The 16320-nt window shown below is 36.6% G+C and carries 14 protein-coding genes; 6 read left to right on the top strand and 8 right to left on the bottom strand.

The genetic code is table 11. The features are described 5' to 3' along the window. Nucleotides 1-276 precede the first annotated feature (276 nt). Entirely contained in the window at nt 277-1725 is a 1449-nt protein-coding gene (gene nhaC / locus CD31_RS12495; RefSeq protein WP_026023485.1) for a Na+/H+ antiporter NhaC, read from the top strand. Nucleotides 1726-1780: 55 nt separating this feature from the next. Here the strand turns inward: nhaC and CD31_RS12500 are convergent, their stop codons facing one another. After that, the gene (locus tag CD31_RS12500) at nt 1781-3022 is read right to left on the bottom strand and encodes a helix-turn-helix domain-containing protein (protein WP_016994426.1); all 1242 of its coding nucleotides are present in this window, start codon (nt 3020-3022) and stop codon (nt 1781-1783) included. An 80-nt stretch (nt 3023-3102) separates the two neighbouring features. Between CD31_RS12500 and CD31_RS12505 the strand changes: the two genes are divergently transcribed. Together CD31_RS12505 and CD31_RS12510 are read left to right on the top strand one after the other, a co-directional pair. Then, nucleotides 3103-4215, top strand: a complete 1113-nt coding sequence (locus CD31_RS12505) for a mandelate racemase/muconate lactonizing enzyme family protein (protein ID WP_036078045.1) — start codon at nt 3103-3105, stop codon at nt 4213-4215. 11 nt (nt 4216-4226) lie between these two features. Then, entirely contained in the window at nt 4227-4910 is a 684-nt protein-coding gene (locus tag CD31_RS12510; protein WP_036078047.1) for a hypothetical protein, read from the top strand. Between the two features lie 61 nt (nt 4911-4971). On the opposite strand, the gene CD31_RS12515 is transcribed toward CD31_RS12510, so the two are convergent. Further along, nucleotides 4972-5682, bottom strand: a complete 711-nt coding sequence (locus CD31_RS12515; protein WP_036078049.1) for a hypothetical protein — start codon at nt 5680-5682, stop codon at nt 4972-4974. Nucleotides 5683-5801: 119 nt separating this feature from the next. Here CD31_RS12515 and CD31_RS12520 point away from each other — a divergent pair, with 119 nt between their 5' ends. Then, nucleotides 5802-6233 carry a DUF4395 domain-containing protein gene (locus CD31_RS12520; protein WP_036078051.1) on the top strand — a complete coding sequence of 144 codons (432 nt, stop codon included), beginning with the start codon at nt 5802-5804 and terminating at the stop codon, nt 6231-6233. Between the two features lie 262 nt (nt 6234-6495). Here CD31_RS12520 and CD31_RS12525 read toward each other — a convergent pair whose 3' ends face one another. From CD31_RS12525 to CD31_RS12535, 3 genes are all read right to left on the bottom strand, one after another. Beyond that, the gene (locus CD31_RS12525) at nt 6496-7458 is read right to left on the bottom strand and encodes a DMT family transporter (RefSeq protein ID WP_036078053.1); all 963 of its coding nucleotides are present in this window, start codon (nt 7456-7458) and stop codon (nt 6496-6498) included. A 170-nt stretch (nt 7459-7628) separates the two neighbouring features. Beyond that, on the bottom strand, nt 7629-8858 hold the full coding sequence (gene pepT / locus CD31_RS12530) for a peptidase T (protein WP_016994434.1): 1230 nt from the start codon (nt 8856-8858) through the stop codon (nt 7629-7631). A 90-nt stretch (nt 8859-8948) separates the two neighbouring features. Next, nucleotides 8949-9599 (bottom strand): lysoplasmalogenase, encoded by a 651-nt coding sequence (locus tag CD31_RS12535; RefSeq protein ID WP_036078055.1) that lies wholly within the window; start codon nt 9597-9599, stop codon nt 8949-8951. Between the two features lie 132 nt (nt 9600-9731). Between CD31_RS12535 and CD31_RS12540 the strand changes: the two genes are divergently transcribed. Beyond that, entirely contained in the window at nt 9732-11411 is a 1680-nt protein-coding gene (locus CD31_RS12540; protein WP_016994436.1) for a hypothetical protein, read from the top strand. A 41-nt stretch (nt 11412-11452) separates the two neighbouring features. Here CD31_RS12540 and CD31_RS12545 read toward each other — a convergent pair whose 3' ends face one another. Both CD31_RS12545 and chrR read right to left on the bottom strand, forming a co-directional pair. Beyond that, entirely contained in the window at nt 11453-11878 is a 426-nt protein-coding gene (locus CD31_RS12545; RefSeq protein WP_036078057.1) for a hypothetical protein, read from the bottom strand. 204 nt (nt 11879-12082) lie between these two features. Then, the gene (gene chrR / locus CD31_RS12550; RefSeq protein WP_016994441.1) at nt 12083-12814 is read right to left on the bottom strand and encodes a class II chromate reductase ChrR; all 732 of its coding nucleotides are present in this window, start codon (nt 12812-12814) and stop codon (nt 12083-12085) included. Between the two features lie 367 nt (nt 12815-13181). Here chrR and scpC point away from each other — a divergent pair, with 367 nt between their 5' ends. Continuing rightward, nucleotides 13182-14705, top strand: coding sequence for a succinyl-CoA:acetate CoA-transferase ScpC (gene scpC / locus CD31_RS12555; RefSeq protein ID WP_036078059.1), 1524 nt, complete (start codon nt 13182-13184; stop codon nt 14703-14705). Between the two features lie 72 nt (nt 14706-14777). Here the strand turns inward: scpC and CD31_RS12560 are convergent, their stop codons facing one another. After that, nucleotides 14778-16259: a DASS family sodium-coupled anion symporter gene (locus CD31_RS12560; RefSeq protein ID WP_036078061.1), complete on the bottom strand. Its 1482-nt coding sequence runs from the start codon at nt 16257-16259 to the stop codon at nt 14778-14780. Nucleotides 16260-16320 lie beyond the last annotated feature (61 nt).

The raw sequence follows: 16320 nt of genomic DNA on the forward strand, positions 1-16320 counted from the left end.
TTTTTTAAAAGCTAGATGAAAAAATGTAACTATTTTTTCATCTAGCTTTTTTTGCATGAACATTTTTAATAATGCATGGATATTCAAGGGTTTGCATTGTTTTTTATTGCTACTTGAAAACGTTTTATTACGCTAAAATAAAGGGATTTGCTAGGGAAGCATAAATTTTTTGCGTTGACTTTTAATTTTTTGAATATTAAGCTAAAAAACGTAAAAAATTATTTGCGTCTTGAAAAAACCGAAATGGAATTTGGTGCAAAAAAAGGGGATGGAAAAATGAAAAAGGATATTAATGCGGGCTGGGCACTACTAACTTTTGCAATTATGATTATTACTATGTTGATTACAGTAGTTGTTTTAGAACAAAGTCCTCACGTACCTCTTCTTGTAGGCACAACTGTAGCAGCAATTGTGGCCAAAATGCATGGATATAAATGGGCAGAAATTGAAGAGATGATGTATAAAGGGATACGTCTGGCATTACCTGCCATTGTTATTATTATTTTAGTAGGTTTGACAATTGGAGCATGGATTGGCGGCGGTGTCGTAGCAACAATGATTTTCTACGGTCTAAAGTTAATTTCTCCAGCGTGGTTCCTAGTGACAATCATGCTGTTATGTTCAATCGTGTCATTAGCTATTGGTAGTTCATGGTCTACAATGGCGACAATTGGTGTCGCAGGTATGGGAATTGGTTTAAGTATGGGTATTCCAGCGGCTATGATTGCTGGTGCAGTTATTTCGGGTTCATACTTTGGAGATAAAATGTCACCATTATCAGATACAACGAATCTAGCAGCGGGTTTAACAGGTACAGACCTATTTGCTCATATTAAGCATATGCTTTATACAACGATTCCAGCGTTGATTATTTCACTTGTTGTTTTTGGATTCATGGGTAGAAAATTTGCAGAAGTTTCAATGCAATCTGAAGAAATTTTGACAACATTAAAAGTGATGGAAGAAAGCTTCGTTATTTCTCCTTTACTATTACTAGTTCCTGTTGGCGTTATTGTATTGGTGGCTAAGAAAGTGCCAGCAATTCCAGCTTTAATAATTGGAATTGTCTCAGGTTTCTTACTTCAGATTTTTGTACAAGGTGGTTCAGCTGCAAGTGCTGTACAAGCATTACAAGCAGGCTTTGAAATCTCAACAGGTAATCACATGGTGGATGATTTATTTAACCGTGGTGGTTTAGACTCTATGATGAATACGGTTTCAATGACAATCGTTGCGATGACATTTGGTGGTATTTTAGAGTATTCAGGAATGTTAAAGGCACTAATGAATGTAATTGTGAAGTTTGCTAAATCTACAGGAAGCCTTATTGCTTCAACGATAGCAGCTTGTGTAACAACTAACGCAACATGTTCTGAGCAATATATTTCAATTGTTGTACCTTCACGTATGTTTGCAGGTGTCTATCAACAACGTGGTTTACATTCTAAAAACCTATCTCGTGCATTAGAGGATGGGGGAACTTTAACATCTGTTTTCTTCCCTTGGAATACTTGTGGTGTGTTTATTTTAGCTACTTTAGGTGTAAGTGCAATGGAATATGCACCATATGCAATTCTTAACTTTACTGTACCGATTATTTCTATTATTTATGGATATATTGGATTTGCTATTGTTAAATTAACACCAGAAGAAATAGCAGAAGCTGAGAAGCATAAAAAGGCACAAGAGGCTGAAAATACGGATAATTTGGTAATGGCTGACTAAAATAAAAATTCTCGTAGATTCATGTGTATCTACGAGAATTCTTTTATGAGGTAGTTTAGTAAGTTGAAAAATTCAATTGATAAATTTTACGAGGACGTCCTTGCTGATGGGTCATTTCTTCACCAACAATCTTTACATAACCATTATCAACTAATTTTTTGATAATACGTTCGGTAGTACGTCGTGTTACTTGGAGGTATTCAGAAAGATTTTGAGATGTAAATTGAGCTGACTGTCGTTCATTACTGAAATTAATTAATTTAGAAATATTTAATGGACTTAAACTTGTAAGCTTAGCCATATGTAAAACATAAGGATCATCCGTTTTCAGAGAAACTTTACCTTCTGTATTAGGGAAAGGTCCTAATAAGTTTTTATGTTCATCAAGAATATAAATCTCAAAAGGTTTAGTAAATGTTAAAGCATGCTGTGCATTTTGTGTAGCTTCCAAAATGGAATAACCATAGCCGAATGCTAGCTTAAATGGTTGTTCAACTTGCTGTATGAGCTGTTCTAGGTTGTCCTTTTCTAGAGCATTTTGCAGATTGCCAGCAGTTGTGTATAGCTCAAAGGAATGTGTTGAAATTTGCTTAAAAGTTGAAAAGGTAGCTTTCGTAATTTGACTTAATACAGTTGATCCAATGGAACAATCTTTAGGGATTTCTAAAAGACCCACTACAGCCTTAAACGCTTCTGACTTCGTTAATAGTGATTTGGATTTTGTCTCTTCAAGGCATTGGATAATCGACTTGGTAGCATCTAACATACGCATGGATGGTATTTGAAGTGCTTGTAACTCATCAAATACACTATGAATACTTGTAATGACAAAATCAATGTTTTTTGAATTCCATAGGGCGATATGGCGTTTTAAAATATTCTCAGTTGGTTCAGTAATCGAAATATGCTGAACATATGGCTTTTGACCATGAAATTCTATTTCTGCTAAAACATTATCAACGAATGCAGGATTCATTACATCGATGGATATCCTGTCGATTGCCACTGCATGTTTGGCTACTAATGATAACAATGTTGTAGAAATGGTTGTTTCATCTTGCTTAATATAATTCCAAGGTATTGGTACTTCTGATAATAATGATTGAGTGTGTAAATAGGGTAACGTTCCTCCGAATAATATTGCATCACATGGTTTTATTTGCTTCATTAAAGTAGGTGCTTCAGAGGGGTGACTGTAAAGATAAAATTCTAATTGAATATCGGTTATGTTTTGTGCGATACTAATAATACGCTTCATAAATGCTTTTGAACATATAATCGCTATTTTGGTAGACATGGGCATCCGTCCTTTTCTATTTTTTTAAACATTTAGCGACGTATTAGCGACAACTTTAACGACAAGGGAGACTGATTACGATGATAATTAAACAAGTAGAAATTTTTGCTATACATTTACCGCTAATTGATCCATTCATCATTAGTTATGCTACATATGATACAATGCCTTCCATTATTTTAAAAGTAACTACCGACACAGGTGTGGTAGGGTATGGTGAAGCAGTTCCTGATGAACATGTAACAGGTGAGTCATGGGAAAGCACATATGCTGTGCTGAAACATCAGCTTGTCCCGGCTATTATTGGGGAAAGTCCAATGGCCTTTGAAAAGCTACACGATAAAATGAATAAAGTTGTGAAAGATGTACCAGCAGCAAAAGCAGCTATTGATATTGCTTGCTTCGATATTGCTGGGAAAGCGCTAGGGGTACCTGTATACCAACTTCTAGGGGGGCGTTATCATGAAAAATTCCCAATCACACATGTACTAAGTATTGGAACACCTGAAGCAATGGCAGAAGAGGCAGCTAACCGAGTAGAAATGGGCTATCGTTCTTTTAAAATGAAGGTAGGTACAGAGGTACTTCGCGATGTAGCCCGTATTAAAGCGGTACGTGAACGAGTAGGCGAAGACATTGCTATTCGAGTGGATGTAAATCAAGGATGGGGTAATGCAGCCATTACATTACAAGGTTTACGTGCTATGAAAGATTTAAATATCGATTGGTTAGAGCAACCTGTAGATAGTGAAGACATTGATGGAATGGTAGAAATTAAATCAAAGTCTGATGTGACATTAATGATTGACGAAGGACTACGAGGCGTACGCGAAATGCGTGAAATTATAGCCAAGCGTGCTGCAGATAAAGTAAATATAAAATTAATGAAATGTGGTGGCATCTACCCTGCTATGAAGCTTGCTGTAATGGCAGAAATGGCAGGTATTGAATGTCAAGTTGGTTCTATGGTAGAGTCGTCAGTTGGTTCTGCTGCAGGTTTCCATGTAGCATTCTCTAAGAAGATTATGACGAGTGTAGAACTAACGGGTCCATTAAAATTCTCAAAAGATGTTGGGAACTTACATTATGATGTACCATTTATTTGCTTAAATGAAAAACCAGGATTAGGTGTAGATGTGGATGAAGCTGTAATCCAAGAATTATGTAAGTTTTCAACTGTTGTCACAGCCTAAGGAGGCGTAATATGGAAATTATTTATGATGGTATGCTTGGTGAGACACCGTTTTTTGTTATAAAATTAACGCCCCAGCATTTACAACAAGTTGAAGAGCTACAAGTTGCGGTTTATGAAGCATTAGCAGACCAAAGTATACTACAACCCTTAAGCACAGAGGAATTTGAGTATATTTTAAATGGGCATGGAATGATGATAGGTGCTTATGTAGGGGAAGAATTGATTGCCTTTCGTGCGCTGTTAAATCCACCTATGGATGAAGAACACCTTGGCTATGATTGTGGAATTGCAGAAAACGAATTTCAACGTGTGTTATATCAGGAAATATCGAATGTTTCACCAAAATATCGAGGTTACGGATTACAGAAAACATTAGCCACTGTAGTGATGGAAAATATCGATTTAGAAAAATACGATTATATATGCTCCACTGTAAAGCCCTATAATATTCCGAGCTTAAAGGATAAATTCTCGCAAGATCTCGTTATTAAAGGATTGAAAATTAAATATGTAGATAAGCTTCGTTATATTTTTTTTAAAGACCTACGACAAGAGATATTCCCGACCTTCACTGAAAAACAAGTGATATCAATGGGAGACACGACTGCGCAACAGCAACTTTTAAAACAAGGTTTCCTTGGCACAACGATGTATGAAGAAAACAACGATTGGTTTGTTGTATACGAAAAATAAAGCACAAAGCCTTACCTTTCACATGAATTTGTGGGGGGTAAGGCTTTTTTATAGGGCTCTATTATTTCTTCATTGGACAAAAACCACAAGCCATTAAACCTGGGATATCTTTAGAAAAACAACATGACTTTCTTACAGGAACATTGACTAAATTAGTCGGGCTAAGGCCACCTGTATATTGAGCCCACCAAGATTTATTGGAGAAGCGTGCCCATGTTTTAGGGTCTTCTAAAGCCTCAATATCCTCCATGGCTTGGTCGGCTAAGCCAGGATTAGATAATAATATATGATAATGCCATAGCAAGTAGCCAAAGAAATTTTCCCAAATGGTAAGAGGGGAGATGGATGTTACTTTACGAAGCTGTTGGACAATGACGTGGCCATCGTAAAGAATTTTCTCAATAACAGCTTGACGTTCATCTTCATCAACGTAGCGCCAATCATTTGGATTAGCGAACATGGCAACAGTAAAGCTGTTAAATTCCTTTGCAGCATCAAAACGCAATTCAAGCGGCTTACCATCCCATACTTCATCATAAGCGGCAAGCATATAAAATTGCATCGCAAAAAACATTCCATAGCGGCGTGCAAAGTGTGAAATAGCGGCTGTTTCTGTTGCTGCATCTGTTATACCCATCATAAGGTTTAAAAAATCAGGATGGTAAAAGTCTTTATGTATATCAGCTAAAGTAAATAAAGTCCGCTTAGGTTCAGTTGTATAAATACTGTACGAGTTTAATTGTTGAACTTGATCCATTGTTAAAGCTGGCATGGTTATCCTCTTTTCCTTTGAACATCTGTTAACATCATTATAAAGTAATCATTTTTGCTTCACAAATGGAATATCATGTAGTAAAATACATTAAACATATAAGAAAGGTGGGTTTTAGAGTGTCGCAGCCTCAGACAATTCCAAGACCACTAGTTAGACTGAACCAGTGGACTATTCTTTTGAGTGTCATTTTATCATGGGCAACAGGAATTACCTGGATATTAATAATTCCACTAGCTGCAAATTTACTAGGTATTTTATGTAACTATAATCCAGTACTTCGTGTAGGGAAGCTCTTTTTAACAATGCCTCGATCTGTGTATATACCAGAGGATGCTCAGCAACAAAAATTTAATTCCAGTATTGCAAGCCTTTGTTTAGCAGTGGGTTTGTTAGGTTATCTATTACATTGGCAGGTTGTTGGTCATATCTTTACTAGCATGGTTGCTATCGCATCGTCCATCGCAATAGCAGGCTTTTGTATAGGCTGTTTTCTGCATTTTCAGTTGAAGCAATGGCAGTACCGACGCTCATTAAAAAAATCTTTTTAAAATAGTAAAAAAATTATAAGATTATGATTGACATTTTAATTGATAATGATTATCATTATCGTATAAAGATTATTCCTCCTCTACAATACAGTGTAGAGAGGATGAACTTTAGCTACTTTTCTCCAGAAGTTTGCTAGTTCATGATTACGCTCCTAAAACCCCCCTCATTTTTTAGGAACGTGAAAATCTCAGACGACTTATTCTAAATTTAGAATAGAGTCGTCTTTTTTTTTGCCAAAGAAACAGCCCATAAAATGGACTGCTAGGAAGTTGTGTTTTGTTGCACAGCATTCTTTTTCCCAATAATCATTGTATAGTAGCTATGTAATAGCATACCAACAATGATGACACCGAGACCTGCAAGTGCAATAGGGCTAGGAAAGGCAATTCCTAATAGTAATACTTCACCCATAATAACAAAAAGAATTTCTGTTGACTGAGTTGCTTCCACAGCAGCTAGCTTGCCTTGATGGTCTCTTACGCGATCCGTTGCTATGAAAAATAAAACAGTTGCTATAACGCCTGAGCTAATTCCGACAAGCAATGATTGGAACATTTGACTTGCTGAGGGAAGTCCTACTGTAAGAAGGGCATATATAGCCATGATAATCCATGCTGGCAGCGAAGCAATTGTCATACCTAACACTCGCTGAAAAGTATCAATTCGCCCCCCACAAACTTCCATCATTTTGCGATTGCCTAGAGGGTAAGCAAACGCTGCAACAATGACAGGTAAAATACCAAGCATTAAACTTCTAAACGATACTGATTGTGCATGAGGTATTTGTATAAGCAAAATACCTACTAAAATGACACATGAAATAAGCAAAGATATAAAAGGTATTTTTTGTCGCACTGTTTTACCAGCAATGACCGAAACAAAAAGAGGAGCTAATAATACACCAGCAACGATTGTAAACTGCCATGTACCAGAAACCAACCAACCTGGACCAAAAGCAGCAGCATATGTTAAGGGCGCATAAAATAAGACAAAACCAACAAAGCTCCAAAGTAGCCATGCTATAGGCTGTGCTTTTATTTCACCAGAAAGCTGAGAAAAGCCTTTACGATAAAAGACAATGATGAGCAAGAAGGGGAGCATAAAAAAATATCGTAATGATGCACTCCATAGCCAACTACCACCTTGCATTTCCATTGCATGATTTAGAATAAATGTCACGGCAAAGAAAAGGGAAGCTAAAATACCTAATGCAATTTCTTTCATAAACATCACCTCAATCTGAGTTTATTGCCTCAAGCCCTTTATGTAATTTGAAAATTCAGTAATTAAGGCTGAAAAAATTACGAAGAGAGGAAAAACCTCTCTTCGTAGCTATAAAAATTTTTCATGATTCCTTAGGTAAATGCGTATAGAAATAAGCTCACTCAAAACTATTATTTTGCTTGCTGTTCAAAAAGCTGAACGATTTCTATGATAACCTGAGTTGCTTTTTCCATTGTTTCAGCGGATACATACTCGAATTTACCATGCATGTTTTCGCCACCAGCGAAAATATTTGGTGTTGGTAGGCCCATATAGGATAATTGTGAGCCATCTGTACCACCACGAATTGGTAGGGTATTCGGTGTAATATCTAATTTTTCCATTGCAGTCCGTGCAATGTCAACAATTTCTTTTACAGGCTCAATTTTTTCACCCATATTGTAGTATTGATCTTCAATTGTAATGCTCAGTGCATGCTCACCAAATTGTGCTTGAATTTTAGCTGCAGCATCACGCATTAATTGTTTTTTCTCTTCAAACTTTTGGCGATCATGGTCACGCACGATATAAGATAGCTCAGTATGCTCAAGAGCCCCTTTAAAGCCCATTAAATGAATGAAACCTTCATAACCTTCTGTCTTTTCAGGAACTGCGTCAGCAGGCATTTCATTTTGGAAGGCGATGGCCATTGTAATAGCATTTACCATTTTATTTTTGGCAGAACCAGGATGCACGCTAGTGCCTTTGGTAACTACTTTTACGCCAGCGGCATTGAAGCTCTCGAATTGTAGTTCACCAAGAGGTCCACCATCCATAGTATAGGCATAGTCTGCACCAAAGGCAGCGACATCAAATTTATGTGGCCCACGACCAATTTCTTCATCTGGAGTGAAGGCTACACGGATTTTACCATGCTTAATAGTAGGGTTTTTAATGAGGTATTCCATTGCCGTCATAATTTCAGCAATTCCTGCCTTATCATCAGCGCCTAATAATGTAGTACCATCTGTTGTGATAAGTGTTTGACCTACATAGTTTTTAAGCTCAGGAAAGTCAGTTGGAGACATAACTAAGTTTTCATTTAACTGAATATCGCCACCATCATAATTATCTACGCGCTGTGGCTTCACATTTGTGCCTGTATAGTCAGTAGCTGTATCAACATGGGCTAAAAAGCCGATAGTTGGTACTTCTTTATCTGTATTAGCTTCTAATGACGCAAATAAATAGCCATTTTCATCTAATGTAATGTCTGTTAAACCAATTTCGGCAAGTTCGTCTTTTAAAACATGTAATAGGTCAAATTGTTTTTGGGTAGAAGGAGTTGTATCGCTTGTGAAGTCTGATTGTGTATCAATTTTTGCATAGCGTATTAATCGCTCAATTACTTGTTCTTTCATAAGTATGGCCCCCTAATGTGTATATGTTAAAATTCTTTGTGCATTTACAAAGCAGATTTCAGACGCAATTATGCCTTGGCATAATTGATATTATTGTAACACTTTACTTCGGATTTCGGAATATTGAAGGATACTTAAAGCAATAAGTAATTGGGCGCTATAATAAGTCAGCATGATAATTTCATGAGAAAAAGCTAGTGGCATGACAAATTTGTTAATAGCTAAATAAGAGTCAGATGCAATAAATAATAATGCACCACTTGTCGCTAGCGTAGATCCAGTTTTAATAGCTGTCCATCCCATTGTAAGTATCACAGAAATATAGGCGATTACTGCGATACCAAGTATGGTTTCGCCTGTTTTAAAGACAGACCCCGCAATCCATATTGCCATACTTGCTCCGTAGAGTAATAAAAGTATTTTTGCCCATGTTGGTATATGCCGCTCATTTGCAGTAGAGAAAGCAAAAATATAAAAAATATGCCCGATAAGAAAGCTAGTTAGCCCAATTAAAAACCACTGCAATGTATAGTCTCCAATCATACAAAAAATAAGTCCCGCAATAATCAAAAGCTGGTATTTTTTAATATGTAATGGCTTCTGAATCGCTGCTAAAATAATGATGAGCAACATTGGAATTACTTTAAAGATGAGTTTTAAACTTTCCGCAATATGGGAAAAGAGAAAAATATAATAAAGACCCAATAAAATAATGACACCGATTAATAATTTTTTTAACAAATTTTTCAGCTCCTTTCCTTTTGAAATTCAATATTTATGGTAGAATTCCTTTCTGTACAACGTATGTATGAAACTTTTTTAGTATGTGACCGTAAAGTAAGTAGTGAGAAAGAAGAAGAGAGGATGAACCAAATGACTAAGCTACTGATAGCTTCTGCAGTCATTGCATTGATCGCAAGTGTGTTAGTGACACCGCTTATTACGAAGAAGCGAGAAGATGGACAATCGAAAAAGGTAATCGGATACTTTTTTATTGGAATCTTTGTATTAGGATTTTTAGCCACAGGCATTACATTATATGTAACAAAAATTGATGTAAATTGGCTTGTTTTTTGGCCTGCTATTATTTTATTAACATTGGCGGGAGCTCTGCTAGCAAGTGGTATCGAACGGAAAATAAAAGGTCTTTTATTTTTAGCAAGTCTGGGTGTAGCTGTGTATGTATTATCAGCACCTTTATGGAATGCTAATGAAAAATTTAAGTCATCTGAAATGAAGGAAGAAGTAGAAATAAAACCATTCGATGAGACACAAACACCTGCAAGTGTACCACCGAAATTTGCTCGTAATAAAATGAAAAAGGCTTTTGGACAAGTGCCAAACACGAGTTACTATGAATTAGGACGCTTACAAATTCAAAAAGTGAAGGGCGAATATGTTTATATCGCGCCAGTTGAATTTTCGGGATTCTTTAAATGGATGAACGGTAGTACAACACCTGGTTACTTCATAATGAGTGCTACAGATTCTGCGGATAATCCTAAATTTATTAAAGAGGAAATGAAATACGTACCTTCTGCATATTTAAATGCTAATTTAGAGCGTCATATTCGTTTACAACATCCATTCCTTATTTTTTATGGTGACGTACAACTGGAAGTAGATGATGAAGGAAAGCCATACTACATTCGCTCATATGGTGAATTTATTTCCGCGCGTAATGGCTTTGATGTAAAAGGAATTGTCTTGGTTGATGCACTGACAGGGAAATCAGAAGTAATTAAACTGGATCAAGTACCTGAATTTATTGATGGTGCTGTATCACCAGAGACAGTAAGTTTACAAAACAGTTATTTTGGTAACTATGTACATGGTTTTTGGAATAGTATGTTTGGTAAAAAGGATGTAAAGATTCCTTCTGATGAAGGAACAGAATCGAATGTTAGCCCAATCTTCGACGAGAAGGGTGATATGTATTACTTTACAGATTTTACAAGTCCTAAAGAAGGTGTGGATTCAATGTTAGGCTATTCACTAACAAACGCACGAACAGGGCATGCAACATACTATACAGGGAATCAAGACTCAAGTTATATGGATTCACAAGGTAATTTACAAATAATCGAGAAGAAATTCATTGAGAAAAAGTGGAATGGTGAAATGCCAGTGTTGTATAACTTTTATGGAGAAGCGAGTTGGCTGACAGCTGTGCTAGATTCCAATGGTTTCTTACAAAACTATTTTATCGTGTCCGCAGCCAATCCTGAAATTTCCGTTTACGCTACTACTCCTAAGGAGGCATTGAAATTATATAAAACTGCCTTAAGTCGAGGAGGAAATACTGTAGATGGTAGCTCAAGTGCTGAGGAGAAACAAGTTAGCGGAAAGGTATTGCGTGTATATAAAGAACGTCTAGGCGATTTTACAACTGTATCTTTCTTATTAAACAATGGCGAAAATTATTTAGTGAGTGCTGAAACAGAACCTTTAGCAATTTATTTACAGGAGGGTGATGAGGTAATACTCACTTATGGTGATACAGGAGAGCAGTTCCTACCAGTGCGCTCTCTTATAATTAAAGGACTACAATAAAAGAACAAAAGACGATCTTGATATTACGAAGATCGTCTTTTTTATGTAGATTGTTCTTGAACATAGGTAAGCATTTTTTCTCTATGGTTCATAAATAGTCTTTCGGCATGATCATTTAGTGTAAAGATTTCTTGTATATACCCTTTTAATAATTTATCTTCATATTCAAAAGCATGGCCGTAAGTGTTTTCTAAAATATAGGATAATAAAAGAGCATGCAAGACAACGACTTCTAAATTCTGTGTATTCGTAACGAATTTTAAATTGAGAATAGTAGTATGAGAAACGAACTGATTGACATAATCAATGGGTTTTTTATATACATTCAAATCAATATGTGACTCTAGTCGTTTTCTTAGTTGGGTGCATTCATTATTTAAGTCTTCAATTTTTAAAAATAAACCTCTTACACTTCTCTTATGCTGTTGTTCTAAGGTGCGAGCAAGATGTTTATTGATATTGGACATTATTGGTATAACTCCTTTCTTTGTTAGGTATCATTTATTAATATGAATGGAATAGTTGGAAAAGGAAAGAGTCTTTTCGTTTAATTTATAGATATAGTTAAATTAACAAGTGTGGCAATATACCTGTATTGAACATAAGTAGGTAATACTTTTATGCAAAAAATGGAATTATTATCATACGATAGTAACTCCATTTCTGTTATACTATTTCCAATTAAACCCTTTGGTTGCTAAAAATTCTTTAATATGCGGACGTCGTTGCTCGATTAAAAAATCAGCCATTTGTTTTGTCCAATTATCAATTTTTCTGTTTGATGAACGGCTGTTATAATATTTTTCCATTTCCTCGTTGTAGGCTGGTAAAAGCTCTTCATATTTTTCAACATTGTATTCATTTTCATGTAATACAGCAGATACAGGTAAACGAGGTTTTACCTCATTGCGACGTGCTGGAACACCGATTGTTAGCCCAAATAATGGGAAAACGTGATCAGGTAGATTGAATAATTCGCTAATTTCAGAAGGTTTATTGCGTACCCCTCCAATATAGCAAATGCCATAACCCATTGATTCAGCTGCAATAACAAAATTCTGTGCAAACAATGATACATCAGCTACACCAACAAGGACATTTTCAGCAGAATCGGCTACAATATCTACTCCTTCTAGTTTCCCAGCCATTTGAAGTCGCTTGAAATCTACACAAAAAACAAATGCCCCACCTGAGGTTTCATATTGACGTGGATTACCAGATAGTAAGCCTAATTTTTCCTTTTTATCTGCATCTGTTACCCAAATTACACTATAGGCTTGCACAAAATGGGATGTTGCAGCCATTTGTGCTGTTCCAATTAAATCTTCAATGATTTCTTTTGAAATCGGTTCACCATCATAGATGCGTACCGAGGAATGGCTACGTAATAGTTCTTTAACCATTAAAAACTCTCTCCTTTGTGTCTGTTCTATACCTTGAGCATAGCACGCTTTTCTAGCAAAATCGAATAATGAGGGATAAAAAGTTATACATCAATAATTTATAAATGTAGAAATTATCTCGTAAAGTAAAATATTTCATTTGATATAGATTAAATATTCTAAATAGTATAAAATTATAGGTGCGACTGTTTATTTGGTTGTGCTACCAAAAATTACAAAATCTTTATTCTCAAATGTTTAGACAGCATTAGCTATTAGGTGATGAAATGCTCCTGGAATAAAGATATAGCCTCTGACGGATGTCACAGATTTACTGGAACCAAATATGCAAGTTGAACAAAAATAAAGTGGAATGGAGGAATAGGGAATGGAAGAAAAATTAGCAAAAAAGCTTCGTCATGAACAATTACGAAGTAAGGTTGTAACAGCCGAAGAAGCAGCATCTTGGATTAAGGATGGCATGGTATTAGGGATGAGTGGATTCACACGTGCTGGCGATGTAAAGGTTGTACCTCTTGCACTTGTAGAGAAAGCGAAAAAAGAGGATTTCCAAGTAGATGTCTTTACAGGTGCATCACTTGGCCCTGAGGTAGACCAATACTTAGCAGAAGCAGGGGTCATTCGTAAACGCGGTCCTTTCCAAGCAGATGCTGGCATTCGTAATAAAATCAATAGCGGTGATATCACATTTGTCGATGCCCATCTTTCCCATAATGCTGAGCTTGTTCGTCAAGGTATTATTGGACCAATCGATTTTGCGATCATTGAAGCGGCTGCAATTACAGAAGATGGCTTATTAATTCCTACAACTTCAGTTGGTAACTCTCCTATTTTTGTGCAAGAAGCAGACCAAGTCATCATTGAATTAAACGTAGCACAGCTTGATGCATTAGAAGGTATACATGATATTTACGTGCCTGCACCACAAGGAAAACGTGATCCAATTCCTTTACAGAATGTTTCTGATCGTCTTGGTATAATTGGAATTCCACTAGATTTAGATAAAGTAAAAGGCATCGTCATTTCGGATATATTAGATGCGCCATCAACTATTGTCCCCGCGGATGAAGAGACAGATGTTATGGCTACTCACTTATTAAATTTCCTACGTGAAGAGATTAAAGTAGGTCGCTTAACAACAAGTTTGCGACCAATTCAATCTGGGGTAGGTTCAGTAGCCAATGCTGTATTGCTAGGCTTTAAAGATTCTGAGTTTGAGAACTTAGAAGTTTATTCAGAAGTTCTTCAGGATGCAGTGTTTGAATTGATTGATGCAGGGAAAGTGAATTTTGCTTCTGCAACTTCTATTACCCTTTCTGAGCAAGTAGGAAAACGTGTTTATGGGAATTTTGAAAAATATGCTGATAAATTAGTGTTGCGCCCTCAAGAAATTTCAAATCAGCCTGAAATTATTCGCCGACTCGGATTAATCTCAGTGAATACGGCATTGGAATTAGATATTTACGGTAATGTTAATTCGACTCATGTTTCTGGTACAAAGATGATGAATGGTATCGGTGGGTCTGGAGACTTTGCACGTAATGCACGATTAGGGATATTTGTGACAAAGTCTTATGCTAAAGGTGGAGATATTTCGAGTATTGTCCCAATGGTCTCACATGTGGATCATACAGAGCATGATGTTGATGTCATAGTAACTGAACAGGGCGTAGCAGATTTACGAGGACTTGCTCCAAAAGAACGAGTTGGGCTTATCATTGATAACTGTGCACATCCTGATTATAGGGAACAGCTGTGGCAGTACTTTAATGATGCCAATGAGGCAACGGGCGGACATCATACACCACATGACCTAGAAAAAGCACTATCATGGCACGTTAATTATGCGAAAAATGGTACGATGAAGGACCCTGCTTTCACGAAACAATAATACTACTTTAAAAGCCTTGAAGGACAGTTGGTCTGTTTCTTCAAGGCTTTTACGTTTTATTTAATCAAAGTCTTATAATAATCCAATCCATTTCCAATAAGTTGCAGAGAACAAAAGTACGAGAAGGAAACCAATAATGGTTAATGGAATGCCTGATTTCAAGAAATCCTTTGTTGTAAAGGAACCTGTACCATAGGCAAGCATGTTTTGTGGTGCACTAATCGGTAATAGGAAGCCAAAGCTTATGACGAATTGTTGCACAATAACAAAACCAACTTGATCCACATTAGCCGTTAATGTGGAGGCTAAAACGATAAACACAGGTATAAGTGCTGAGGCTAAGCTAGTTGCGCTTGCAAAGCCTAAATGAATCAAAATGTTAAATAAAGTTACGAGTGCGATTGTTGCTAGTAAAGGCATTGCATCTAGCCCAAGTGAACCAAAAACTTTATCTGATAACCATGCAGCACCTTTCGTATTCAGTAAAATGGTTCCTAGCATAATGCCTACAGCAAAGACGATAATTGTCCCCCATGGAATATGAGGCTCAACTTCCTTCCATGAATACACACCAACTTTAGGCATTAATAGAATAGCGATAGCAATTATTGTGACTGTTGTCGTATCGAAGGGATGTAATTTACCTTCAGTTGCCCAGAAAAATAGTAAAACTAAGGAAGTAACGATTAAGCGAATTTCAGGAGCCTTTAATGGGCCAAGCTCTGCAAGCTGTTTTTTGATGACCTCTTTACCACCTTCGATATTGCTAGTCTCAGGTTTAATTAACGCAATCATAATGAAAAATAAAACGATAGACATAATAATCGAGAAGGGAGCAGCGTAAAGTAGCCAAGCACCCCAGGAAATATCCACATTAAATTGCTCTTGGATAAAGTTTAAAGCCACCATATTTTGAGCTGCTGCAGTTTTAATGCCGATATTCCAAATGGAAACGGCTTGTACCGAAGTAATAACTAGCAAAGCAGCGAGCCGACTATCACGTGGTAAACCAAATGCTGCCACCATTCCAAGCAATATAGGTACTACAGCGCCAGCTCGTGCTGTAGCAGAAGGAACAAAAAATGCGAGGACGATAGAAACTAAAATGGCGCCAAATACGATAGCTTTTGTTTTCGTTCCTACCAGTGAAAGAATCCACAGAGCAAGTCGTTTATGTAGATTAGTAATTTGCATTGCAGCCGCTAGAAAAAGAGCTGCTGCTACTAAAGCAACGGCAGAATTACTAAATCCACTTAAGGATAATTTTAATGCGCCAGCTGTTCCTAGCTCTGTAGATGGATCATCCATTGACGGAGCGAGTCCTAGTAAAACAGTTACTAGTGCAATGATCATGGCCGAGCTAACAGGATATGAAACAGCCTCTGTTACCCAAAGGATGACTGCAAAAGCTAAGATGGCTAAAGCTCGTTGCCCAGCTATAGGTAAATCGCCGTTATTAGGTAAAAAAGTAATAATGATTAGTAAAGCGAATGCTAAGCCAATCCATAGTGGCTTTAAGTTACGTTTTGTAGCTGCTTGTTTTGGTGAAGACATAATTTCTCATCCTTTCTACGATAAAAATGACGATTATTATCCATAACATCGGACTCCGTAA

The organism is Lysinibacillus boronitolerans JCM 21713 = 10a = NBRC 103108 (assembly GCF_000772935.1).
Classification (GTDB): Bacteria; Bacillota; Bacilli; order Bacillales_A; family Planococcaceae; genus Lysinibacillus; species Lysinibacillus boronitolerans.